The organism is Mycobacterium sp. NGS40, assembly GCF_059812735.1.
The window spans coordinates 118,537-141,886 of record NZ_JCALDG010000014.1; the positions used below are offsets into that span (position 1 = coordinate 118,537).

Here is a 23,350-nt window from a genome sequence, read left to right on the forward strand (position 1 = left end):
GGCGAGCGCTAACTGACGATCGGACGCGGCGGGTCGACCTCGTCCTCGGGCGCCAGCAGGTCGAGCTGCCACCACGTGACGTCGTGCCACGCGCCGAGTTTCCAGCCGACGCGCCGATAGTCACCGGCCGGGCGGAAGCCGAATGCCGCGTGCAGCGCGTTGCTGGCCTCGTTGGGTTGCGCGATGCCGGCGAACGCCCGCCGAAAGCCGCGCTGCGCCAACCGCTGTAGCAGTTCGGTGTAGAGCATCCGGCCACCCCCGGTGTGACGCCGGTCCTGGGCGACGTACACGCTCGTCTCAACCGACCATCGATAGGCGGCACGGGGATTGAACGTCTGCGCGTAGGCGTAGCCCGCGATGCACCCGTCGACCTCGAGCACCAGAAATTCATGCGTCGCAATCGCTTTGGCGATGCGCTCGGCGAACTCTGCTACCGTCGGCACCTCGGTCTCGAACGTGATCGCAGTGTCCAGCACGTACGGCCGGTAGAGGTCGGCGCACGCCGCGGCGTCGTCCGGAGTCGCGCGTCGAACGCGTGGCGGCATCAGGCAGCGACTGCGTTCAGCTGCTCGCGGGTGTCGTCGTCGAGTTCGATCGAGGCAACGTCGAGGTTCTCCTCGAGATGCCCCAGCGACGAGGTACCGGGGATCAGCAGCACGTTCGGCGCCACGCTCAGCGTCCATGCCAACGCGACCTGCGCGGGCGTGTGGCCGAGCCGTTGCGCCGCGCGCTGCACCAGCTCGTGACTGAGCACCGGGTTCGGCTGCACGAACGCCGCGCCCAACGGAAAGAACGGAACGAACGCGATTCCCCGCCTGGTGCACTCCTGAAGCACCGCTGCGGAGTCCCGGTCAATCAGATTGAAAGCGTTTTGCACACAGTCAATCTCGGTGCACTCCAGCGCATGCAGCAGGTGCTCGCGGTTGATGTTGCTCAGCCCGATGCCACCGATCAGCCCCTCGTCACGGGCATCGATCATCACCGAGAGCTGGTCATCGAAAAGCTGGCCGGGGCCGTCGCTTTCGAACAGTCGCAGATTGACCGCCGCCAGTTGGTCGACGCCGAGCGATCGCAAGTTCGTTTCGATGTCGCGGCGCAGCTCCGACGGCTCGTCGACCGGCAGCCAGGCGCCGGCGTCATCGCGGCGCCCGCCTACCTTGCTCACTAATGCCAGATCTTGCGGATACGGGTGCAGCGCCTCGCGGATCAACTCGTTGGCGACGTCGGGGCCGTAGAACTGGGCGGTGTCGATGTGGTTGACGCCGCGTTCGACGGCCCTGCGCAGCACCGCCAGCGCCTCGTCACGATCACGTGGCGGACCCATCACCCTGGGACCGGGCAGTTGCATAGCCCCGAAGCCGACGCGGGCTACCGAAAAGCGACCAAGGGGAAAGGGATCCATACGATGAGGCTAACGTCGTCGTATGGACACGTTTCAGGCGCTGGTAGCCCGTCAAGATGGTGATCGGATCACGGCGTCGGTCGAAACGCTCAGCCCGGCCGACCTGCCGCCCGGTGAGGTGACGATCCGGGTGTTGTATTCCAGCGTCAACTACAAGGACGCGCTGGCGCTGACGCCCAAGGGCGGCGTGGTGCGCGACTATCCGATCGTGCCGGGCATCGACCTCACCGGCGAAGTCGTCGAATCGCAGTCGCCGGACTTCAGCGTCGGAGACAGGGTGCTGGCCCACGGGTACGCGATCGGCACCGGCCATCACGGTGGCTACGCCGAGTACGCGCGACTGCCCGCCGACCAGGTGGTGGCGCTGGGAGCACTGAGCCCGCGTGAGGGTGCGGCCATCGGGACCGCCGGCTTCACCGCCGCGATGAGCGTGCAGGCCCTGATCGACTGGGGCATCGCGCTCGACGCCGGGCCCATCGTCGTCACCGGCGCCTCCGGTGGTGTCGGGTCGGTCAGCGTGGACCTACTCGCGGCGGCGGGCTATCAGGTGGTCGCGTCCACCGGTAAGGAAGCGGCCACCGCAATGCTGAAAGAGCTTGGCGCTGCTGAGGTTATCGGCCGGCTGCCCGCCGACCCCGATGCCAAGCCGCGACCGCTGGCCAAGGCGCGCTGGGCGGGCGCAGTGGATTGTGTCGGGGGCGCGACGCTCGCCGATGTGCTCAGCACGGTCGACTACGGCGGGGCGGTGGCGGCCAGCGGTCTCACCGGTGGGCCCGCGTTGCACACCACGGTGATGCCGTTCATCCTGCGCGGCGTCTCCCTGCTCGGCATGGACTCGGTGCTGATGCCCATTGCACGCCGACGCAAGTTGTGGGCGTTGCTGGGCCACTCGCTCAAGCCGCGGCACCTGGACACGGTCGCCAACGACGTCGATGTGAAAGACGTGGTCGAGATTTTGGATCAACTGCGCGCGGGCACCTACTCGGGCCGCGCGGTGGTACGTGTCGCCGGCGGATTCTGAGCTGGCAGTAGGCTATTCGAGCGCTGGGCGGAGGCGTCCGGCCCCATCGACAATGGAGGCAGCATGCGTGCAGCACGGGTGACGCGGCTAGACGGCCCAGACGCGATCGAGGTGGGCGAGGTCGACGAGCCCACCGGCGACGGGATCGTCGTCGAGGTGCATGCCGCCGGCGCCGCGTTCCCGGACGCACTGCTGACCCGCGGCCTCTACCAGTACCGGCCGGACCCGCCGTTCGTGCTGGGAGCCGAGATCGCCGGCGTCGTTCGTTCGGCTCCGGCGGGCGCTCACGTGGGTCCCGGCGACCGGGTCGTCGGCCTGACGATGCTGACCGGCGGTATGGCCGAGGTCGCGGTGCTCTCCCCCGACCGGGCGTTCAAGCTGCCGGACAACGTGAGCTTCGAGGCGGGCGCCGGACTGCTGTTCAACGACCTGACGGTGTACTTCGCACTGACGGTTCGTGGCCGCCTGCAACAGGGCGAAAGCGTGCTGGTGCACGGCGCGGCCGGCGGGATCGGAACCTCGACGCTGCGCTTGGCGCCGGCGCTCGGGGCCTCGCGCACGATCGCGGTGGTCAGCACGGAGGAGAAGGGCCGGATCGCCACCGCGGCCGGCGCGACCGACGTGGTACTGGCCGATAACTTCAAAGATGCGGTGAAGGAATTGACCGGCGGCCGCGGCGTCGACATGGTCGTCGACCCGGTCGGCGGTGACCGGTTCACCGATTCCCTACGCTCCCTTGTTCCGGGCGGACGGCTTCTGGTCGTCGGCTTTACCGGCGGCGAGATCCCCACGGTGAAGGTAAACCGACTGCTGCTCAATAACATTGACGTCGTCGGCGTCGGCTGGGGCGCATGGACGGCAACGCATCCCGGCGCGCTGGACGAACAGTGGGCCGGACTGGAGCGCCTGCTCACCTCGGGCAAGCTTGCGGCGCCGGAGCCGGAGGTTTACCCGCTGGACCAGGCCGCCGCGGCCGTCGCCTCGATGGAGAATCGCACCGCCAAAGGAAAAGTCGTCCTGCGCGTCCGCGACTAGCGGCGGCCGGTTCGAGGCGCGCCTGAGCGGGTCGCCCGGCTTTTGCGCGAAGCCAAGCCGGCAATAACGACGGCTCTTGTGCGTGGTCAAAAGAGAAAGTAATGTCACTTTCAGTTTTGGTCGCCTGACGTGCCCGGGAGTCGCCATGGAATCGTTCGTTCACCTGCGCAAAGGCAAGACGCCGCGCCGCCTGCACGCCGACCTTGACGGCCTCAAGGACGACGAGCTGGGCCGGGGCGGTTTCACCGGGCGCACGGCCAACATCTACCGCCGCCACGACCCCACCGCCTATCGAGCGTCCGGACCGCTGCGCCCGGTCGACGTGCTGTCCAGCGAGCTCAAGCCCAGCGATGCGACCGACGCCAACGGTGTGCCGCTGCTGATGTTCAGCAACGAGGACTGCCGCGTTCTGTTGAGCCGCCGCCGCGAGCCGATGCCCTACTTCGCCCGCTATGTCGACGGCGATCTGCTGTCGTTCGTCCACCACGGCACCGGACTGCTGGAGACCGAGTTCGGCCCGCTGCACTACCGCGAGGGTGACTGGGTCTACATCCCGAAGGCCTGCACCTGGCGTCAGGTGCCGGATCGCGAAACCACGCTGCTGATGATCGAGGCCACCGACGAGTTCCGGGTGCCGCCGCCCGGCCCGTTGGGCCGGCACTTCCCCTTCGATCCTTCGCAGGCCACCATTCCCGAGCCTGCTCCGATCGACGACCCCCCCGGGTTGGGGGCCCGCGACGAATACGAGGTCCAACTCTTCCACCGCGATGTTCTAGAAGGCGGCACGACCACGCTTGTCTACCAACATAATCCACTCGACGTCGAAGGATGGCGCGGCGACAACTTCGCGTTCACCTTCAACATCGACGACTACAACGTGATCACCTCCGACAGCGTTCACCTGCCGCCGACGGTGCACCTGTTCATGCAGGCGACCGGTGTCTACGTGATGAACTTCCTGCCCAAGCCCGCCGAGGGCGTTGCCGGCACCGAACGCACTCCCTGGTATCACCGCAACGTCGACTACGACGAAATCGCGTTCTTCCACGGCGGCTCGCTCTACGGCATCCCGATGCCGCCGGGCCTGATCACCCATGCGCCGCAAGGGGTTCACCACGGCGCGCCGGAGAAGGCCCGCGAACGAGCCCGCCGCAAGTTCGACGAGCACTCGCGGGTCGACTGGCAGGTTATCGCCGTCGACACCCGCAAGCGCCTGACACCCTCACCCGAAGTACTGGCCAACGATTTAGGACAACACTGATGAGTCAAGCCGTCAAGCACGACTACGACCGGATCCCGTATCTTGTTGCCTTCCAGAACAATTCCAGCGTCCGAGACGTTTACGGCGGGCTGGCCGAGATCACCGTGCTGGAGAGCTACCTGCTCAAGCCGAAAGACAAGCCGTCAGACACCGTCCTGGTGTTCATGCACCCGATCGGCGGCGGCGCCTATCTTCCGATGATCAACGCGCTGGCTCGGGCCGGCCACCACGTCATCTACTGCAACAGCCGGTTCCGCGGCACGGATTCGGCGTTGCTGATGGAGAAGGTCGTCGAGGATCTCGGGGAATGCATCAAGGACGCCAAGAACCGGCTGGGCTATCCCAAGGTGGTGTTGGCGGGATGGAGCGGGGGCGGCTCGCTGTCGGTCTTCTACCAGCAGCAGGCCCAGCACGCGACGATCACGTCGAGCCCGACCGGCGACGGACCGGACCTGACCAAGCTGGAGCTGCCGGCCGCCGACGGCATCATGCTGTTGGCCGCGCACATCAGCCGGCACGGCACGCTGACCGAATGGCTGGACGCGTCCATCCTCGACGAATCCGATCCCACCAAGCGCGATCCCGAGCTCGATCTGTACAACCCCGACAATCCCAACCAGCCGCCCTACACCCAGGAGTTCCTGGACCGGTACCGTCAAGCGCAGATCGACCGCAACCGCCGCATCACCGCATGGGCCAAAGAGAAGCTGGCTGATTTGACCGCTCAGGGCCGCCCCGACGACGAGTTCGGATTCGTCGTTCATGGCACGATGGCTGATCCCCGCTGGCTGGATCCCACCGTGGATCCCAACGAGCGCACGCCGGGCACCTGCTATCTGGGTGATCCTCAGGTGGTGAACATGAGCCCGGTCGGGCTGGCCCGCTTCTCGACGCTGCGCGGCTGGCTGTCGCAATGGAGCTACGACGAAGCCCGCGGCGACGGAGTGGACTGCGGTCGCGATATCGCCATCCCTGCGCTGGTGATCGGCAACCTGGCCGACGACGCCTGCACACCCAGCCACACCCGGCGGCTGTTCGAGGCGATCGGACATTCCGACAAGGAGATGTACGAAATCCCTGGTGCCACACACTATTACGCCGGTCCGGACCAGCGCGACAAGTTGCGCGAGGCCGTCAACGTCGTCACCGACTGGCTGATCCGGCACGAATTCGCGAGCTCGCCGTGACGGGTGCGCTGGACGGCATCCGGGTGCTCGAACTGGGCACCTTGATCGCGGGTCCGTTCGCCGGCCGCTTGCTCGGGGACATGGGCGCCGAGGTCATCAAGGTGGAGCCGCCGGGCGCCCCGGACCCGCTGCGCAACTGGGGTCAAGCCGAATACGAAGGGCACCACGTGTTCTGGACCGTGGCCGCGCGCAACAAGAAAGCGATCACGCTCGACCTGCGCAAACCGCACGGGCGCGAGCTGTTCCTCGAGCTCGTCGAGAAGTCCGACGTCGTGGTGGAGAACTTCCGCCCGGGCACTCTCGAGAAGTGGAACCTGGGCTACGACATACTCAGCGAACGCAACGCCGGCATCATCCTGGTCCGGGTGTCCGGTTACGGGCAGACCGGACCCGACGCGCACAAGGCGGGTTATGCCTCGGTGGCCGAGGCCGCCAGCGGACTGCGCCACCTCAACGGATTTCCCGGCGGCCCGCCACCCCGCCTGGCGCTCTCGCTCGGCGACAGTCTGGCCGGCATGTTCGGCGCCCAGGGCGCGATAGCCGCCCTGTACCGTCGCAGCGTCACGGGTCGAGGACAAGTCGTCGACGTCGCGCTGACCGAATCTTGCTTGGCCATCCAGGAATCCACGATTCCCGATTACGACGTAGGCGGCGTGGTGCGCGGACCGTCGGGCACCCGGCTGGAAGGTATCGCGCCGTCGAACATCTATCGCAGCGCCGACGATTCGTGGGTGGTGATCGCGGCCAACCAGGACACCGTGTTCGCCCGGCTGTGCGCGGCGATGGGGCGCCCGGAGCTGGCCGGCGACGACCGGTTCGCCACGCACACCGCTCGCGGGCGCAACCAGGACGAGCTCGACAAGATCATCGGCGCATGGGCCGCCGAGCGGCAGCCCGGAACCATCGTCGAAACCCTCAGTGCCGCAGGCGTGATCGCGGGCCCGATCAACACCGTCGCCGAAGTGGTCGAAGACCCTCAGCTGCGGGCACGCGGCATGCTGGTCGAGCACTATGACGAACGCATCGCACGTAATGTATTGGGACCCGGAGTTGTTCCGGTGCTGTCGGAATCGCCGGGCAGTGTCCGCCATGCGGGGCCGGCCTGCCCCGGACAACACAACGACGACGTCTACGCGGGGTTGCTCGGCAAGACCGCCGACGAGCTCGAGGCACTGCGCGGCGAGGGGGTGCTATGAACCGGCACGTCGATATCCGTGAGGTGGCGCTGCGCGACGGGCTGCAGATCGAAAAGCCAATCCCGTTGTCGGCCAAGCTCGAACTGCTCGCGGCGGTGGCCGCCACGGGTGTGCGCGAGGTGGAGGCGACGGCGTTCGTCTCCCCGACGAAAGTGCCGTCGATGGCCGATGCCGCCGAGCTCGCCGCCCAGCTGCACAACTACCCCGACATCGAATTCTCCGCCCTGGTTGCCAGCCCCAATGGCGCCAAGCGCGCGGTTGCCGCCGGGCTGCGCTCGATCGAATACGTGGTGGCCGCCGACGACACGTTCAGCATGGCCAACGTCGGGCGCACCAGCGTCCAGGCCACCGACCAGATCGACGAGATCGTCGCCATCGCGCACGGCGGCCCCTCAAGCCTTCCTGTCACCGTCGAGGTCGTCATCGCCACCGCATGGGACTCGCCGTTCGAAGGACCCACCCCGGCGCAGCGGGTTCTCGAGATCGCCGCGGCCGCCCGCGACCGCGGTGCCGACCGCCTGTCGATCGCCGACACGATCGGCACCACCACCCCGGGCCGGGTGAGTTCGCTGATCGCCCAACTGCGTCCGGTGATCGGCAACCTGCCGCTGGGAGCGCACTTCCACAACACCCGCGGCGCCGGGCTGGCCAGCGCCTACGCGGCGGTCAGCGCCGGCGTCACCCGACTGGACGCCTCGGTCGGCGGACTGGGTGGTTGCCCGTTCGCTCCGGGGGCCACCGGCAACATCGCCACCGAAGAACTGGTCTACCTGCTCACCGACAGTGGCATCGATGTGGACGTCGACCTGCAAGCCGCGATCGCCGCCGCCGCCGTCGCGAAATCGGCGGTGGGCCATGACCTGCCGAGCGCGCTACTGCGCGCGGGCGACCGGATCCGGAACTGATGGGTGTGTCCACCCCCGACGCGTCGCGGGCGCTGACCTCCAAAGGCCGCCAGACCAGGGAGGCCATCGAGCAGGCCGCGCGAAAACTGTTCGCCGAACGCGGCTTTCACGGCACCACGCTGGCCGACATCACATCGGCCGCCGGAAAGTCGCCGGCGGTTTTCTACCGGTACTTCGCCGACAAGGAAGACCTGCTGGCCGCGCTGGCGGAGTCGTTCCTGCACGATGTGGTGGCGCCGTCCGGGCTGAGCGTGCACCTGCCCGACTCTCCGGACGACAATGCGTTCTTCACCTCGGTGGTCACTGGGTACTGGAACATCTTCAAGCAGCACATCGGCATCATGATCGCCGTCGCCCAGCTGGCCACCACGCAGCAGCGGTTCGCGGCCGTGCAGAACGAGTTTCGAAAGTTCGGCATGGACATCGTGGCCTCATCGGTGCGACGCGCCCAGGAACAGGGCTACGGCAGCGAACTCAACCCGCAGCACACGGCGGCGGCCATTGCCCTGCTGTTCGAGAACTTCACCACCGTCTTCGTCGGGCAGTCTGGTCTCGGGATGCAGATCAGCGACGAGGACGCCATTGCGACCCTGTCGACGGTGTGGAAGAAAACTCTGTACGGCGCTTGAGCCTTTCCCAAGGAGACAACTGTGGATTTCACCCTGCCAGAACACCTTCCGGGCGTACTCGCCGAGATGGATGCCTTCATCGAGGCGGAGATCAAGCCGCTGGAACGCGAAAACATCCAGTTCTTCGATCAGCGCCGCGAGCATGCCCGCACCGATTGGGACAACGACGGCATCCCGACCGAAGAGTGGGAGAAGCTGCTCGCCGAGATGCGCCGGCGCGCCGACAAGGCCGGCTGGCTGCGCTACGGACTTCCGGCCTCGCTGGGCGGCCGCGACGGCACCAACGTCGACATGGCGGTGATCCGGGAACACTTGGCGCACAAGGGACTCGGACTGCACAACGACCTGCAGAACGAGTCGTCGATCGTCGGGAACTTCCCTCAGGTGATCATGATGGAGCGCTTCGGCACCGGCGAGCAGCGTCGGGTGTGGTCGGAGGCGCTTATCACCGGTGAGCGGTCCATGGCATTCGGACTGACCGAGCCGCAGCACGGATCCGACGCGACCTGGCTGGAAACCCATGCCCAGCTCGACGGCGACAGCTGGGTGATCAACGGCTCCAAGCGGTTCAACACCGGTGTGCACCGCGCCACCCACGACCTCGTCTTCGCCCGCACCTCCGGTGAGCCGGGACAAGCGCGGGGCATCACCGCGTTCCTGGTCCCGACCGACACCCCCGGATTCGAAGTCCCCTACTACTGGTGGACCTTCAACATGCCCACCGACCACGGTGAAGTCGAGCTGACCGATGTCCGGATCCCCGCCGATGCGGTCCTCGGCGAGGTCGACCGCGGCCTGGAGGTCGCCCAAACGTTCTTGCACGAGAACCGGATTCGCCAAGCCGCGAGCAGCCTGGGCGCCGCGCAGTATTGCATCGACCGAGCCGCCGAATACGCAGCCAAGCGCACGGTGTTCGGCAAGCCGTTGTCGGTCAATCAAGCCGTGCAATGGCCGCTCGCCGAGCTGCAGACCGAAGCGCAGATGGTGCGGCTACTAGTGCAATACGCCGCCTGGCACCTGGACCGCGACCACCACATGGAAGTGTCGGACAAGGTGTCGATGGCCAACTATCGCGCCAACCGGCTGGTCTGCGACGCCGCCGACCGCGCCATGCAGGTCTACGGCGGTCTGGGCTACAGCCGTCATGAACAGTTCGAGCACATCTACCGGCATCATCGACGCTATCGGATCACCGAGGGCGCTGAGGAAATCCAGATTCGCCGAGTGGCGCAGCGGCTGTTCAAGTTCGGCAAGCCGTGACCGGGGAACTGGGCGCCAAACTGGAAGCGGCGCTGGTGCCGGTACTGGGCGCCGGCACCACGATCGAGAACCTGCGCGCGCTGACCGGCGGCGCCAGCCGCACCACCTGGGCGTTCGACGCGGTCACCGGCAGCCAACGCCGCGCGCTGATCCTGCGCACCGGCCCACCCGACGACGTTCATGCCGGCATGGAGCTCGAAGCCCGTGCGCAGGCGGCGGCCGCGGCCGCCGGCGCGCCGGTCCCCCACATCCTCCTCGCCGATGATTCGGTTGCGGCACTGGGCAATCCGTTTCTCGTCTGCGATGAGATCAAGGGCGAGACCATCGTCCGGCGCATCCAGCGTCAGCTCGACACTCCCGACGGGCACGCGCGCCGCACCGAGCTGCTGCGGCAATGCGCGCAAGCGTTGGCCGCCATTCACCGGGCCGACCCGGACATCCCGGGCCTGGAGTACGAGGACCAGCTGGTGGAGTATCGCGAGCGCCTCGACGCGATGAACGACACCACCGCCACCTTCGAATGGGCCTTTCGCTGGTTGGCCGCGCACCGGCCGCAGCAATCGGCAACGGTGCTGGTGCACGGCGACTACCGGATGGGCAACCTGATCGTCGACGGATCCAACCTGGCCGCGGTGCTCGACTGGGAGCTGGTGCACCGCGGCGAGGCCTACGAAGACCTGGCCTGGTTCTGCATCCGCGCCTGGCGGTTCGGCGCTCCGGCCAGCCTCGGCGCCGGCGGCCTCGGCAGCATAGAGAGTTTCGTGCGCGACTACGAACGGGCCAGCGGAACCAGCGTCGACCGGGCGGCACTGCACTGGTGGCTGGTGTTGGCCACCCTGCGCTGGGGCGTGATCTGCCGCTTCCAGGCGGAGCGGCATTTGAGCGGTCAGTCGCGCTCGGTCGAGCTGGCGACGATCGGCCGCCGGGTCAGCGAAACCGAGTGGGACATCCTCAACCTGCTCGAAGCGCCCGGTGACGATGCACGCCGCGCAGCGGCGCGCGGTGGGGGCACCCCCAGCCGCGCGGCGGCGAGGGGGCGAGGCGGGCAATCAAAGGAGGCGCGGTGGTGATCGGCGCATACGGACGCCCGCTGGCTGCCGAACTCGTGGCCGCGGTGGCCGAGTTCCTGGAAACAGACGTCCGGGAGGCGACCACCGGACAGGTCAACTTCCACTCCCGGGTGGCCGCCAACGCATTGCGCATCGTCGAGCGCGAACTGCGCGACGAGAGTGAAGCGGAATCGCGAGACGCGCTGACCGGCTTGGGTTTCGGAGACGAGGAGCAGCTCGCCGCCGCCATCCGGGCCGGCGAGCTCGACGAGCGTGCCGGCGAGGTGCTCGCCGTCCTAAGAACCCTGGTGCGCAATCGGTTGGCGGTTGCCCACCCCGGGTACGACAGCGAATAGGAGCCTGCCATGCCCGCTGCAACCACCCAGGTCGTCCTCGACACGGCCGACCAGCTGTTCTCATCGATCGTCAGCGGCGACAAGGCCGCGGTCGATCGGCTGTGGAGCGACGACATCGCGGTATGGCGGGTGGGCGCCAGCCGGGACCCCTTCAGGACCGATGACAAGACCCGCGCGCTCAAAGTCATCGACTGGTTCATCGGTGTGACCACCGAACGTCGCTACGAGATCCTCGATCGCCGGCTTTTCGACGACGGATTGATCAGTGGCTTCGTTCAGCAGCACGTCCTGCACGCCACCGGCCATGCCGGTCAATCGATCTCCATGCGCGTTTGCATCGTGATCAGGGTGGGCACAAATGGTCTGATCGACCGGATCGACGAGTACTTCGACCCCGCCGAGATTGCGCCGCTGATGAGGTGACGATGACGACGCTGGAAACACTGTTGAATGATCCCGACCTGGCCGGGGGGTGGAAGATCATTCCCGACCGGTCGGCCGTCACCTTCAAGATCAGGAACATGTGGGGCCTGCTCACCGTCAAGGGCCGGTTCACCGAGTTCACCGGCGACGGACAACTCACCGGCCAGGGCTCGGTCTTCGGCCGCCTCGACATCCGTACCGCGTCGGTGCAGACCGGCATCGGCCGTCGCGACGAGCATCTGCGCTCGGCCGATTTCTTCGATGTCGAGCGGTTTCCTGAGATCAGCGTCGTCGTCACGGCGATTCACCCGACCGAGGGCAAGGGCGCGGACCTGCGGGCCAGCTTCACGATCAAGGGGATCAGTGCGCCGGTACCGCTGCCCGTCACCGTCACCGGAAGCGGCGACGGTTCGATCCAAATCTCGGGCGAAACCAGGATCGATCGATCCCAGTTCGGCATCGGCTGGAACAAGTTCGGCATGGTCGCGCCCGCGGCCAAGGCGGCGGCACAGGCCGTTTTCGTGCGGTCTGGCCGATAAAGCCGGTCGAGCACCAGTAGCATCTGCACCGTGCCCGACGCCACCATCGCTCTGCGGATACTCGTCTACAGCGACAACCCCAACACCCGCGACAAAGTGAAGCGGGCACTGGGTAAGCGGCTGCACCCGGATCTGCCGGAGTTGAACTATGTCGAGGTGGCTACCGGCCCGATGGTGATCCGCACCATGGACGAGGGCGGCATTGACCTGGCCATCCTCGACGGTGAAGCGACACCGACCGGCGGCATGGGAATCGCCAAACAGCTCAAGGACGAGCTCGAAACCTGCCCGCCGATCCTGGTGCTCACCGGACGCCCGGACGACGCGTGGCTCGCGACGTGGTCGCGCGCCGAGGCCGCGGTGCCGCACCCGATCGACCCGATCGTGCTGGGTCGCACCGTGCTCGGGTTGCTGCGCGCCCCCGCGATCTGAAGCTGACGACCTGCTCCTTTCCCGGTGCCGTTGCGGCGCCGTCTTTGCCGCGCCCCGAAAACGTGCCGGATCTCACACCGCAAACCACGCATTAGCACCACCCCGAGCACGTGCCCCAGCCGCCTCGACGCTATGTTGAAGATCACTGTGCCGGGCTACAGACCCAGTCCGTCACAGCAGCCCGGTCGCCGCCTGGTCGCTATATAGGCGGCCCCACGACGGATCTTGGAGCGAGTTGAACGTCTACATACCCATCCTGGTGCTAGGCGGAATCGCCGCCGCCTTTGCTGTGGGCTCGGTGGTGATCGCAAGCCTGGCCGGCCCGTCGCGCTACAACAAGTCGAAGATGGCGGCCTACGAATGCGGCATCGAGCCGACCGAAACGTCGGTGAGTGGGCCGCATGCGACGCCCGGGCAGCGGTTTCCGGTGAAGTACTACCTGACCGCGATGCTGTTCATCGTCTTCGACATCGAAATCGTGTTCCTGTATCCGTGGGCGGTCAGCTACGACGCACTGGGGATGTTTGCTCTGGTCGAGATGGTGGTGTTCATGCTCACCGTGTTCGTGGCCTACGCCTACGTGTGGCGCCGCGGCGGCCTGACATGGGATTGAGGTAACTCATGGGCCTGGAAGAACAGCTACCCGCCGGCATCCTGCTCGGCACTGTCGAGAAGATCGCCGGCTACGTCCGGAAGAACTCGTTGTGGCCGGCAACGTTCGGATTGGCGTGCTGCGCGATCGAGATGATGGCAACGGCCGGACCGCGGTTCGACATCGCACGGTTTGGGATGGAGCGGTTTTCGGCAACACCGCGCCAGGCCGACCTGATGATCGTGGCCGGGCGGGTGAGCCAGAAGATGGCCCCGGTGCTGCGCCAGATCTACGACCAGATGGCGGAACCGAAATGGGTGCTAGCCATGGGCGTCTGCGCCTCGTCCGGCGGGATGTTCAACAACTACGCGATCGTGCAGGGCGTGGATCACGTGGTTCCGGTGGACATCTACCTCCCCGGCTGCCCGCCCCGCCCGGAGATGCTGTTGTACGCAATTCTCAAGCTGCACGAGAAGATTCAGGAAATGCCGCTCGGCGTGAACCGCGAGCAGGCCATCGCTGAAGCCGAGCAGGCGGCACTGGGCGCCCGGCCCACCATCGAGATGCGTGGGCTGCTTCGATGAGCTCGCCGGAACAGGACCCTAAGGTAGCCGCCAGCGAAGTGGGCGGCGCGGTGCCCTCGTCCGACGAAGAAGTGATCAACGTGCGCCGCGGCATGTTCGGCATTTCGGGTTCGGGTGATACCTCCGGTTACGGACGCCTGGTGCGGCAGATCACGCTCCCGGGCAGTAGTCCCCGGCCGTACGGCGGTTATTTCGACGATGTGGTCGACCGGCTGGCCGATGCATTGAAGGCCGGCGACATCGAATTCGAAGACGCGATCGAGAAAGTCGTCGTCGACCGCAACGAACTGACGTTGCACGTGCGCCGGGAGGCGCTGCCCCATGTCGCCCAACGCCTGCGCGACGAACCCGAATTGCGCTTCGAGATGTGCCTGGGCGTCAGCGGGGTGCACTACCCGCACGAGACCGGCCGCGAATTGCACGCCGTGTACCCGTTGCAGTCGATCACGCACAATCGCCGGGTCCGGCTGGAAGTGTCTGCGCCCGATGGTGATCCGCACATCCCGTCGCTGTACGGCATCTACCCGACCAACGACTGGCACGAGCGCGAGACGTACGACTTCTTCGGCATCATCTTCGACGGGCACCCGTCGCTGACCCGCATCGAGATGCCGGACGACTGGCACGGCCATCCGCAGCGCAAGGACTACCCGCTCGGCGGCATTCCCGTCGAGTACAAGGGAGCACAGATACCCCCGCCCGACGAGCGGAGAGCGTACAACTAATGAGCACAATCACTGACTCGACGCACGATGGTGGCGCCGAAACTGTCGTCGTCGCCGGCGGACAGGACTGGGGACAGGTCGTCGAGGCCGCCCGTGCCGCGGATCCCGGTGAACGCATCGTCGTCAACATGGGCCCTCAGCACCCGTCCACCCATGGGGTGTTGCGGTTGATTCTCGAGATCGAAGGTGAGACCGTCACCGAGGTCCGCTGCGGAATCGGCTACCTGCACACCGGAATCGAGAAGAACCTCGAATACCGGTACTGGACGCAGGGTGTCACGTTCGTGACCCGGATGGACTACCTGTCACCGTTTTTCAACGAGACCGCCTACTGTCTCGGTGTCGAGAAGCTGCTCGGCATCACCGATGAGATCCCGGAGCGGGTCAACGTCATCCGCGTGATGATGATGGAGCTCAACCGGATCTCCTCGCATCTGGTCGCGTTGGCCACCGGCGGCATGGAGCTGGGCGCGATGACGCCGATGTTCGTTGGCTTCCGGGGACGCGAGATCGTCTTGACCCTGTTCGAAAAGATCAGTGGGCTGCGGATGAACAGCGCCTACATCCGCCCCGGCGGGGTGGCGCAGGACTTGCCGCCGGGCGCCGAAGCCGACATCGTCGAGGGCCTCAAGGGGCTCAAGCAGGTGCTGCGCGAAATGGGCGATCTGCTCAACGAAAACGCCATCTGGAAAGCGCGCACCGAGGGCGTCGGCTATCTCGACCTGACCGGCTGCATGGCGCTGGGCATCACCGGACCGATCCTGCGCTCCACCGGTTTGCCGCACGACCTGCGCAAGAGTGAACCCTACTGCGGGTACCAGGACTACGAGTTCGACGTGATCACCGCAGACACGTGTGACGCCTACGGGCGCTACATGATTCGCGTCAAGGAAATGTGGGAGTCGATCAAGATTGTCGAGCAATGCCTGGACAAGCTGAAGCCGGGACCGCACATGGTGGAGGATCGCAAGATCGCCTGGCCCGCCGACCTGAAGGTAGGACCCGACGGCATGGGTAATTCGCCCGAGCACATCGCCAAGATCATGGGCGGCTCGATGGAAGCCTTGATCCACCACTTCAAGTTGGTCACCGAGGGCATCCGGGTGCCGGCCGGCCAGGTCTACAGCGCGGTGGAATCACCCCGCGGAGAGCTCGGCGTCCACATGGTCAGTGACGGCGGAACCCGGCCTTACCGAGTGCATTACCGGGATCCGTCCTTCACCAATCTGCAGTCGGTCGCCGCGATGTGCGAGGGCGGTATGGTCGCCGACCTGATCACCGCGGTCGCCAGCATCGACCCGGTCATGGGCGGAGTCGACCGATGAGCGCACCGGTGGGAGGCTCCCCGGGCTCGGGCGAGCGGGTGTTCATCCGGCTGGGACCGCCGCCCGAAGAACCCAACCAATTCGTGACCGAGGGTGCGCCGCAGTCGTATCCGCCGGAGGTCCGGGCGCGGCTGGAGGTCGAAGCCAAGGAGATCATCAGCCGCTATCCCGACAAGCGCTCCGCGTTGTTGCCGTTGCTGCACCTGGTCCAGGCAGAGGATTCCTACCTGACACCGGCCGGCCTCGAATTCTGCGGCGAGCAAGTCGGATTGACCGGCGCCGAGGTGTCGGCGGTGGGTAGCTTCTACACGATGTACCGACGCGGCCCGACCGGCGATTACCTGGTCGGCGTCTGCACCAACACGCTGTGTGCTGTGATGGGCGGCGACGCCGTGTTCGACTCCCTCAAAGAGCATCTCGGCATCGGCAACGACGAGACCACCGACGACGGCTCGGTCACGTTGCAGCACATCGAATGCAACGCGGCATGCGACTTCGCGCCCGTGGTGATGGTCAACTGGGAGTTCTACGACAACCAGACACCGGAGTCGGCGCGCGAGCTTGTCGACTCGTTGCGGGCCGGCAAACCCAAGGCGCCCACCCGCGGCGCGCTGTGCAAGTTCCGCGAGACCTCACGGATTTTGGCCGGCCTGCCCGACGAGCGCCCCGACGAAGGCCAGGGCGGTGCCGGCGCGGCCACTTTGGCCGGGCTGCAGGTCGCCAAGGAGAAGGGCATGGAAGCCCCGCCGGCTCCCGGAGGCAACTCATGACCACCCCGCTGACCCCGGTCATCAGCCGCTACTGGGACGACCCGAAGTCGTTCACGCTCGAGACCTACCAGCGTCACGACGGCTACCAGGCGCTGAAGAAGGCCCTGAAGATGGAGCCCGACGCGGTGATTGGGGCCGTGAAGGACTCGGGCCTGCGCGGTCGCGGCGGCGCAGGCTTCTCGACCGGCACGAAGTGGTCGTTCATCCCGCAGGGCGACTCCGGCCCGGCCGCCAAGCCGCACTACCTGGTCGTCAACGCTGACGAGTCCGAACCCGGTACGTGCAAAGACATTCCGCTGATGCTGGCGACGCCCCACCTACTGGTGGAAGGCGCCATCATCGCCTCCTACGCCATCCGGGCCAGCCACGCCTTCATCTACGTGCGCGGCGAAGTGGTGCCGGTGCTGCGCCGGCTGCAGAACGCGGTCGCCGAGGCTTACGCTGCAGGCTATTTGGGCCGCGACATCGCGGGCTCGGGCTACGACCTGGAGCTGGTGGTGCACGCCGGTGCGGGCGCCTACATCTGCGGCGAGGAAACCGCACTGCTGGAGGGTCTGGAGGGCCGGCGCGGGCAGCCCCGGCTACGCCCGCCGTTCCCTGCCGTGGCCGGGCTTTACGGCTGCCCCACGGTGATCAACAACGTCGAGACCATCGCCAGCGTGCCGCCGATCATTCTCAACGGCGTCGAATGGTTCCGGTCGATGGGCAGCGAGAAATCGCCCGGCTTCACGCTGTACTCGCTGTCCGGACACGTCACTCGCCCCGGTCAGTACGAGGCGCCGCTGGGCATCACACTGCGCGAATTGCTCGACTACGCCGGCGGCGTCCGCGCCGGGCACCGTCTGAAGTTCTGGACACCGGGCGGCTCCTCGACGCCGCTGCTGACCGACGAACACCTCGACGTGCCACTGGATTACGAGGGCGTGGGCGCGGCCGGCTCGATGCTGGGTACCAAGGCGCTGGAGATCTTCGACGAGACCACCTGCGTGGTGCGCGCGGTGCAGCGCTGGACGTACTTCTACAAGCACGAGTCGTGCGGCAAGTGCACGCCGTGCCGCGAGGGCACGTTCTGGCTGGACCAGATCTACACACGGCTCGAGACGGGCAAGGGCACCCACGAGGATCTCGACAAATTGCTGGACATCTCCGATGCGATCCTCGGAAAGTCGTTCTGCGCGTTGGGCGATGGTGCGGCCAGCCCGGTGATGTCGTCGATCAAGTATTTCCGCGACGAGTACATCGCCCACGTCGAAGGGGGCGGCTGCCCGTTCGACCCACGAGACTCCATGCTGACGGCAGGGCCGAATGGCCGGAAAGAGACCCGGAAAGAGACACAGCCCTGATGACTAGCGCGGCCAAAACCGAGACCGGTGGCGAAACAACGCCGCCCGACATGGTCAAGCTGACCATCGACGGCACTGAGATCACAGTTCCCAAGGGGACTCTGGTGATCCGGGCGGCCGAGTTGATGGGCATCCAGATTCCGAGGTTCTGCGACCACCCGCTGCTCGACCCGGTCGGCGCGTGCCGACAGTGCATGGTCGAGGTGGAGGGGCAGCGCAAGCCCATGGCGTCGTGCACCATCGTGTGCACCGACGACATGGTGGTGCGCACCCAGCTCACCTCCGAGGCCGCGGACAAGGCCCAGCACGGTGTGATGGAACTGCTGCTGATCAACCACCCGCTGGACTGCCCGATGTGCGACAAGGGTGGCGAATGCCCACTGCAGAACCAGGCAATGTCCAACGGCCGCAGCGATTCTCGTTTCGAAGACGTCAAGCGCACCTTCACCAAGCCGATCAACATCTCCTCGCAGGTGCTACTTGACCGCGAGCGGTGCATCCTATGTGCGCGCTGCACGCGCTTCTCCGAGCAGATCGCCGGCGATCCGTTCATCGACATGCAGGAGCGCGGTGCCCTGCAGCAGGTCGGCATCTACGCGAACGAGCCGTTCGACTCCTACTTCTCGGGCAACACCGTGCAGATCTGTCCGGTGGGCGCGCTGACCGGCACCGCGTACCGATTCCGGGCCCGCCCATTCGATCTGGTCTCCAGCCCCAGCGTGTGCGAGCACTGCGCCGGCGGCTGTGCCGAGCGCACCGACCACCGGCGCGGCAAAGTGCTGCGCCGGCTCGCCGGCGACGACCCCGAGGTCAACGAGGAGTGGAACTGCGACAAGGGTCGGTGGGCTTTCCGCTACGACACCCAGCCCGACGTGCTCACCACTCCCCTGGTCCGGGACGCCGACGGCACGCTGCAGCCCGCGTCGTGGGCGCACGCGATCGTGGCCGCAACGCAGGGATTCGAAGCAGCGCGCGGGCGCACCGGTGTGCTGGTCGGCGGCCGCGGTACCTGGGAAGACTCCTACGCCTATTCGAAGTTCGCACGAATTGTGTTGGACACCAACGATATCGACTTCCGTGCTCGCCCATCGTCGGCCGAAGAGGCGGAGTTCCTCTCGGCACGCATCGCGGGCCGCCAGCTCACGGTCACCTTCTCCGATCTGGAATCGGCGCCGGTGGTTGTGCTGGTCGGCTTCGAGCCCGAGGACGAGGCGCCAATCGTATTCCTTCGGCTGCGCAAGGCCGCCCGCAAGCGCGGCGTGCCGATCTACGCGGTCGCTCCGTTCGCCACCCGTGCCCTGACGAAGATGTCGGGCCGGCTGCTGCAAACCGTGCCGGGTGCCGAACCAGTCACGCTGGACGGCCTGGCCGGCGGCGAGGTCGGCGAGCTGCTGTCCAAGCCCGGAGCGGTCATCATGGTCGGCGAACGGCTGGCCACGGTACCGGGCGGATTGTCCGCGGCGGCCCGCCTCGCGGATGCCACCGGGGCCCGGCTGGCCTGGGTGCCGCGGCGCGCCGGCGAACGTGGCGCGCTCGAAGCCGGGGCACTGCCCGGGCTGCTGCCCGGCGGTCGCCTGGTCGCCGACAACGCCGCCCGCGCAGAGGTGGCCGCGGCGTGGAACGTCGACGAATTGCCTTCTGCCCCAGGGCGTGACGTTGACGGCATTCTGGCCGCAGCGACGGACGGAAGCCTGGGCGCGCTGCTGGTCGGCGGTATCGAGCCCGCCGACTTCGCCGATCCGGATGCCGTATTGGCCGCGCTGGATGCCGCCGACTTCGTCGTCAGCCTGGAACTGCGGCACAGTGAGGTCACCGAACGAGCCGACGTGGTGTTCCCCGTCGCGCCCACCACACAGAAGGCGGGCGCATTCGTCAACTGGGAAGGCCGATTCCGGCCCTTCGAACCCGCGCTGCACGGCAGCACCCAACGAGCCACTCAGTCCGACCACCAGATCCTGGACACGCTGGCCGACGAAATGGGTGTTTACCTTGGCATGACCGGCGTCCAAGCGGCCCGCGAGCAGGTCGCGGCGCTGGGCAACTGGGAGGGCGATCGCGCAAGTGGCGCAACGGTTGAAGCTCCGCAGCCACCGCAGCCCGGGCAAGGCGAAGCCGTGCTCACCGGCTGGCGCATGATGCTCGACAACGGCCGGGCCCAGGACGGCGAACCGTATCTCGCGGGGACGGCACGCAAACCCGTGGTCCGGCTGTCGGCCGGGACCGCGACTGAGATCGGCGCGGCCGAGGGCGACACGGTCACGGTCAGCACATCGCGCGGATCAATCAGCCTGCCGCTGAACATCACTGACATGCCCGACCGGGTGGTGTGGCTACCGCTGAACTCACCGGGCTCGGCGGTGCAGCGGGACCTGGGTGTGACCGTCGGCAACATCGTGCGAATCGGAGTGGCTTCATGACGGACACGTTGAGCGCCTTCGGACACGACACGTGGTGGCTGGTGCTCGGCAAGGCGCTGGCCATTTTCGTCTTCTTGATGCTGAATGTGCTGCTGGCAATCCTGCTCGAGCGCAAGATACTTGGCTGGATGCAGCTGCGGCCCGGCCCCAACCGGGCGGGCCCCTGGGGCGCCCTGCAGAGCCTGGCCGACGGAATCAAGCTGGCGCTCAAGGAAAGCATCACGCCCCGCGGCGTCGACTGGTTCGTCTACATGGCGGCGCCGGTCATCTCGACGATCCCGGCGTTCACCGCGTTCTCGTTCATCCCGTTCGGGCCCGAGGTCTCGGTGTTCGGTCACCGCACGCCGCTGCAGCTGACCGACACGCCGGTCGCGGTGCTGTTCATCCTCGGGCTGTCGGCGATCGGCGTCTACGGCATCGTGTTGGGCGGCTGGGCATCCGGTTCCACCTACCCGCTGCTGGGCGGGGTGCGGTCCACCGCGCAGGTCATCTCCTACGAGGTGTCGATGGGCCTGTCGTTCGCGGCCGTCTTTTTGTTCGCCGGCACCATGTCGACGTCGGGAATCATCAAGGCGCAGGACGGCGTTTGGTACATCTTCCTGCTGCTGCCGTCGTTCATCATCTATCTGATCTCGATGGTCGGCGAAACCAACCGCGCCCCCTTCGATCTGCCCGAGGCCGAGGGTGAACTCGTCGCCGGCTTCCACACCGAGTACTCGTCGCTGAAGTTCGCGATGTTCATGCTGGCGGAATACGTGAACATGATGACGGTTTCGTCGCTCGCCACGCTGATGTTCTTCGGTGGCTGGCATGCGCCGTGGCCACTGAACATGTGGGACGGCGCCAACACAGGCTGGTGGCCCGTGCTCTGGTTCACCGCAAAGATGTGGGTCTTCCTGTTCATCTACATGTGGCTGCGAGCCAGCCTGCCCCGGCTGCGCTACGACCAGTTCATGGCACTGGGCTGGAAACTGCTCATTCCCGCGTCGCTGGTCTGGGTGCTGATCGCGGGCATCATCCGCACGCTGCGCAACGAGGGCTACGCCCATTGGACTCCGCTGCTGGTGGTCAGCAGCCTCGTCTTCGCCGTGGCGCTGGTGTTGTTGCTGCGCAGGCCATTCAGCACGCCGGGCAATCGCGCGCTGGCGCGCGAGTTGCGCAAGCGCAGCGACGCCTTACCGCTGCCCCCGGCATTCCCGACACCACCGCTGCCGGGCAAGGTTCTGACACCGGCGGTCGGTGCGAGCAAGGAGAAAGCACATGGCTAAATTCCTCGACGCCGTGGCCGGATTCGGCGTGACATTCGCAGCGATGTTCAAAAAGACTGTCACCGAGGAGTATCCGGAGAAGCCCGGCCCCGTCGCACCGCGCTATCACGGTCGTCACCAACTCAACCGGTACGCCGACGGGCTGGAGAAGTGCATCGGCTGCGAGCTGTGCGCCTGGGCCTGCCCGGCCGACGCGATCTACGTCGAGGGCGCCGACAACACCGATGAGGCACGGTTTTCGCCGGGAGAACGTTACGGCCGGGTCTACCAGATCAACTATCTGCGCTGCATCGGCTGCGGTCTGTGCATCGAGGCCTGCCCGACACGCGCGCTGACGATGACCAACGACTACGAGATGGCCGACGACAACCGTGCCGACCTGATCTACGAAAAGGACCGGCTGCTAGCGCCGCTGCTGCAGAACATGCTCGCGCCGCCGCATCCTCGGACCGAGGGCGCTACCGACAAGGACTACTACCAGGGCAACGTCACCGCGGATGGCTTGAGGGCGAGGAACGACGCCAAAGATGCGGTCGGAGAAGCAAGGTGAGCACGATACTTGCCGCCAACCTGGCGAGCGACGTCATCGTTCGCACCTCCACCGGCGAAGCCGTGGCCTTCTGGCTGCTGGGCGCTCTGGCCGTGATCGGCGCGATCGGGGTGGTCACGGCCGCTAACGCCGTGTACTCCGCGATGTTCCTCGCGATGACGATGATCATCCTGGCGATCTTCTACATGATCCAGGACGCGCTGTTCCTGGGTGTGGTTCAAGTCGTGGTCTACACCGGTGCGGTGATGATGCTGTTCCTGTTCGTGCTGATGCTGATCGGCGTGGACTCCGCGGAATCACTGAAGGAAACGCTGCGCGGACAGCGCGTCGCGGCGGTCATCACCGGAGTAGGGTTCGGCATCCTGCTGGTCGCCGCCATCGGCAAGGTGACGACCGGGGGCTTCGTCGGACTGACCACCGCCAATGCCAACGGCAACGTCGAAGGCCTGGCGGCACTGATCTTTTCGCGATACCTGTGGGCCTTCGAGCTGACCAGCGCGCTGCTGATCACTGCCGCGGTCGGGGCGATGGTGCTGGCGCACCGCGAGCGTTTCGAACGCCGCAAGACCCAGCGCGAACTCTCGGAAGAACGGTTCCGGTCCGGTGGCCGTCCGACCCCGCTGCCCAACCCCGGCGTCTACGCACGCCACAACGCGGTGGACGTGGCCGCGTTGCTGCCCGACGGCTCCTACGCGGACGATTCGGTGTCGAAGATGCTGCGAACCCGGGGTGCGGACGGCAAGGAAACTCCCCGCCGGCAAGCCATCAAAGGCGGCACATCGTGAATCCGGCTAACTACCTTTACCTTTCGGCACTGCTCTTTACGATCGGGGCGGCCGGTGTGCTGTTACGCCGCAACGCCATCGTGATGTTCATGTGCGTCGAGTTGATGCTCAACGCCGTGAACCTGGCGTTCGTCACCTTCGCGCGCATGCACGGCCATCTGGACGGGCAGATGATCGCGTTCTTCACGATGGTGGTGGCCGCGTGCGAGGTCGTCATCGGCCTGGCCATCATCATGACGATTTTCCGTGCCCGCAAATCGGCGTCGGTCGACGACGCGAACCTACTCAAAGGGTAG

26 protein-coding genes are annotated in these 23,350 nt (G+C 66.5%); 24 read left to right on the forward strand and 2 right to left on the reverse strand.

Annotated elements, in window-relative coordinates; translation table 11 throughout:
- Window positions 1-8: 8 nt before the first annotated feature.
- Window positions 9-545 (reverse strand): GNAT family N-acetyltransferase, encoded by a 537-nt coding sequence (locus AC5Y5O_RS21260; RefSeq protein ID WP_500027262.1) that lies wholly within the window; start codon window positions 543-545, stop codon window positions 9-11.
- Window positions 545-1,402 carry an oxidoreductase gene (locus tag AC5Y5O_RS21265; protein WP_500027264.1) on the reverse strand — a complete coding sequence of 286 codons (858 nt, stop codon included), beginning with the start codon at window positions 1,400-1,402 and terminating at the stop codon, window positions 545-547. Before AC5Y5O_RS21265 ends, AC5Y5O_RS21260 begins: the two co-directional genes overlap by 1 nt.
- A 22-nt stretch (window positions 1,403-1,424) precedes the next feature.
- On the opposite strand from AC5Y5O_RS21265, the gene AC5Y5O_RS21270 reads away from it, so the two are divergent.
- The 24 genes from AC5Y5O_RS21270 to nuoK all read left to right on the forward strand — a co-directional run bounded on the left by AC5Y5O_RS21270 (window position 1,425) and on the right by nuoK (window position 23,350).
- Window positions 1,425-2,423, forward strand: coding sequence for an oxidoreductase (locus tag AC5Y5O_RS21270; RefSeq protein ID WP_500027266.1), 999 nt, complete (start codon window positions 1,425-1,427; stop codon window positions 2,421-2,423).
- 63 nt (window positions 2,424-2,486) lie between these two features.
- Complete coding sequence (locus AC5Y5O_RS21275) at window positions 2,487-3,458, forward strand: NADPH:quinone oxidoreductase family protein (protein WP_096285612.1); 972 nt, start codon at window positions 2,487-2,489, stop codon at window positions 3,456-3,458.
- A 145-nt stretch (window positions 3,459-3,603) separates the two neighbouring features.
- Window positions 3,604-4,719 carry a homogentisate 1,2-dioxygenase gene (locus AC5Y5O_RS21280; RefSeq protein ID WP_096285610.1) on the forward strand — a complete coding sequence of 372 codons (1,116 nt, stop codon included), beginning with the start codon at window positions 3,604-3,606 and terminating at the stop codon, window positions 4,717-4,719.
- Window positions 4,719-5,906: an alpha/beta hydrolase family protein gene (locus AC5Y5O_RS21285; RefSeq protein ID WP_500027269.1), complete on the forward strand. Its 1,188-nt coding sequence runs from the start codon at window positions 4,719-4,721 to the stop codon at window positions 5,904-5,906. Before AC5Y5O_RS21280 ends, AC5Y5O_RS21285 begins: the two co-directional genes overlap by 1 nt.
- Entirely contained in the window at window positions 5,903-7,102 is a 1,200-nt protein-coding gene (locus AC5Y5O_RS21290; protein ID WP_096285606.1) for a CaiB/BaiF CoA transferase family protein, read from the forward strand. Before AC5Y5O_RS21285 ends, AC5Y5O_RS21290 begins: the two co-directional genes overlap by 4 nt.
- Window positions 7,099-8,007, forward strand: coding sequence for a hydroxymethylglutaryl-CoA lyase (locus tag AC5Y5O_RS21295; protein WP_096285605.1), 909 nt, complete (start codon window positions 7,099-7,101; stop codon window positions 8,005-8,007). The genes AC5Y5O_RS21290 and AC5Y5O_RS21295 overlap by 4 nt, the downstream gene beginning before the upstream one ends.
- Complete coding sequence (locus AC5Y5O_RS21300) at window positions 8,007-8,636, forward strand: TetR/AcrR family transcriptional regulator (protein WP_096285603.1); 630 nt, start codon at window positions 8,007-8,009, stop codon at window positions 8,634-8,636. The genes AC5Y5O_RS21295 and AC5Y5O_RS21300 overlap by 1 nt, the downstream gene beginning before the upstream one ends.
- A gap of 21 nt (window positions 8,637-8,657) precedes the next feature.
- Entirely contained in the window at window positions 8,658-9,896 is a 1,239-nt protein-coding gene (locus tag AC5Y5O_RS21305) for an acyl-CoA dehydrogenase family protein (RefSeq protein ID WP_096285601.1), read from the forward strand.
- A complete protein-coding gene (locus AC5Y5O_RS21310; protein ID WP_096285599.1) occupies window positions 9,893-10,966 on the forward strand; it encodes a phosphotransferase family protein in 1,074 nt (357 codons plus the stop codon). Before AC5Y5O_RS21305 ends, AC5Y5O_RS21310 begins: the two co-directional genes overlap by 4 nt.
- Window positions 10,963-11,301 (forward strand): DUF6285 domain-containing protein, encoded by a 339-nt coding sequence (locus AC5Y5O_RS21315; protein ID WP_096290926.1) that lies wholly within the window; start codon window positions 10,963-10,965, stop codon window positions 11,299-11,301. Before AC5Y5O_RS21310 ends, AC5Y5O_RS21315 begins: the two co-directional genes overlap by 4 nt.
- Window positions 11,302-11,310: 9 nt before the next feature.
- On the forward strand, window positions 11,311-11,724 hold the full coding sequence (locus AC5Y5O_RS21320; protein ID WP_096285597.1) for a nuclear transport factor 2 family protein: 414 nt from the start codon (window positions 11,311-11,313) through the stop codon (window positions 11,722-11,724).
- A 2-nt stretch (window positions 11,725-11,726) separates the two neighbouring features.
- On the forward strand, window positions 11,727-12,263 hold the full coding sequence (locus AC5Y5O_RS21325; RefSeq protein WP_096285596.1) for a YceI family protein: 537 nt from the start codon (window positions 11,727-11,729) through the stop codon (window positions 12,261-12,263).
- 30 nt (window positions 12,264-12,293) lie between these two features.
- Window positions 12,294-12,695 carry an Rv3143 family two-component system response regulator gene (locus tag AC5Y5O_RS21330; protein WP_085225798.1) on the forward strand — a complete coding sequence of 134 codons (402 nt, stop codon included), beginning with the start codon at window positions 12,294-12,296 and terminating at the stop codon, window positions 12,693-12,695.
- A gap of 235 nt (window positions 12,696-12,930) precedes the next feature.
- Window positions 12,931-13,308: an NADH-quinone oxidoreductase subunit A gene (locus AC5Y5O_RS21335; protein WP_090600871.1), complete on the forward strand. Its 378-nt coding sequence runs from the start codon at window positions 12,931-12,933 to the stop codon at window positions 13,306-13,308.
- 8 nt (window positions 13,309-13,316) lie between these two features.
- On the forward strand, window positions 13,317-13,871 hold the full coding sequence (locus tag AC5Y5O_RS21340; protein ID WP_036467525.1) for a NuoB/complex I 20 kDa subunit family protein: 555 nt from the start codon (window positions 13,317-13,319) through the stop codon (window positions 13,869-13,871).
- A complete protein-coding gene (locus AC5Y5O_RS21345) occupies window positions 13,868-14,596 on the forward strand; it encodes an NADH-quinone oxidoreductase subunit C (protein WP_500027281.1) in 729 nt (242 codons plus the stop codon). The genes AC5Y5O_RS21340 and AC5Y5O_RS21345 overlap by 4 nt, the downstream gene beginning before the upstream one ends.
- Window positions 14,596-15,921 (forward strand): NADH dehydrogenase (quinone) subunit D, encoded by a 1,326-nt coding sequence (gene nuoD / locus AC5Y5O_RS21350; protein WP_500027283.1) that lies wholly within the window; start codon window positions 14,596-14,598, stop codon window positions 15,919-15,921. The genes AC5Y5O_RS21345 and nuoD overlap by 1 nt, the downstream gene beginning before the upstream one ends.
- Window positions 15,918-16,691 (forward strand): NADH-quinone oxidoreductase subunit NuoE, encoded by a 774-nt coding sequence (gene nuoE / locus AC5Y5O_RS21355; protein WP_500027285.1) that lies wholly within the window; start codon window positions 15,918-15,920, stop codon window positions 16,689-16,691. The genes nuoD and nuoE overlap by 4 nt, the downstream gene beginning before the upstream one ends.
- The gene (gene nuoF / locus AC5Y5O_RS21360; RefSeq protein WP_500027287.1) at window positions 16,688-18,034 is read left to right on the forward strand and encodes an NADH-quinone oxidoreductase subunit NuoF; all 1,347 of its coding nucleotides are present in this window, start codon (window positions 16,688-16,690) and stop codon (window positions 18,032-18,034) included. The genes nuoE and nuoF overlap by 4 nt, the downstream gene beginning before the upstream one ends.
- On the forward strand, window positions 18,034-20,451 hold the full coding sequence (locus tag AC5Y5O_RS21365; RefSeq protein ID WP_500027289.1) for an NADH-quinone oxidoreductase subunit G: 2,418 nt from the start codon (window positions 18,034-18,036) through the stop codon (window positions 20,449-20,451). Before nuoF ends, AC5Y5O_RS21365 begins: the two co-directional genes overlap by 1 nt.
- Window positions 20,452-20,459: 8 nt before the next feature.
- Window positions 20,460-21,719 (forward strand): NADH-quinone oxidoreductase subunit NuoH, encoded by a 1,260-nt coding sequence (gene nuoH / locus AC5Y5O_RS21370; protein ID WP_500027340.1) that lies wholly within the window; start codon window positions 20,460-20,462, stop codon window positions 21,717-21,719.
- Complete coding sequence (gene nuoI / locus AC5Y5O_RS21375; RefSeq protein ID WP_096285582.1) at window positions 21,712-22,269, forward strand: NADH-quinone oxidoreductase subunit NuoI; 558 nt, start codon at window positions 21,712-21,714, stop codon at window positions 22,267-22,269. Before nuoH ends, nuoI begins: the two co-directional genes overlap by 8 nt.
- Before the next feature lie 5 nt (window positions 22,270-22,274).
- Window positions 22,275-23,054 carry an NADH-quinone oxidoreductase subunit J gene (locus AC5Y5O_RS21380; protein ID WP_423790884.1) on the forward strand — a complete coding sequence of 260 codons (780 nt, stop codon included), beginning with the start codon at window positions 22,275-22,277 and terminating at the stop codon, window positions 23,052-23,054.
- Window positions 23,051-23,350 (forward strand): NADH-quinone oxidoreductase subunit NuoK, encoded by a 300-nt coding sequence (gene nuoK, locus AC5Y5O_RS21385; protein ID WP_008259456.1) that lies wholly within the window; start codon window positions 23,051-23,053, stop codon window positions 23,348-23,350. Before AC5Y5O_RS21380 ends, nuoK begins: the two co-directional genes overlap by 4 nt.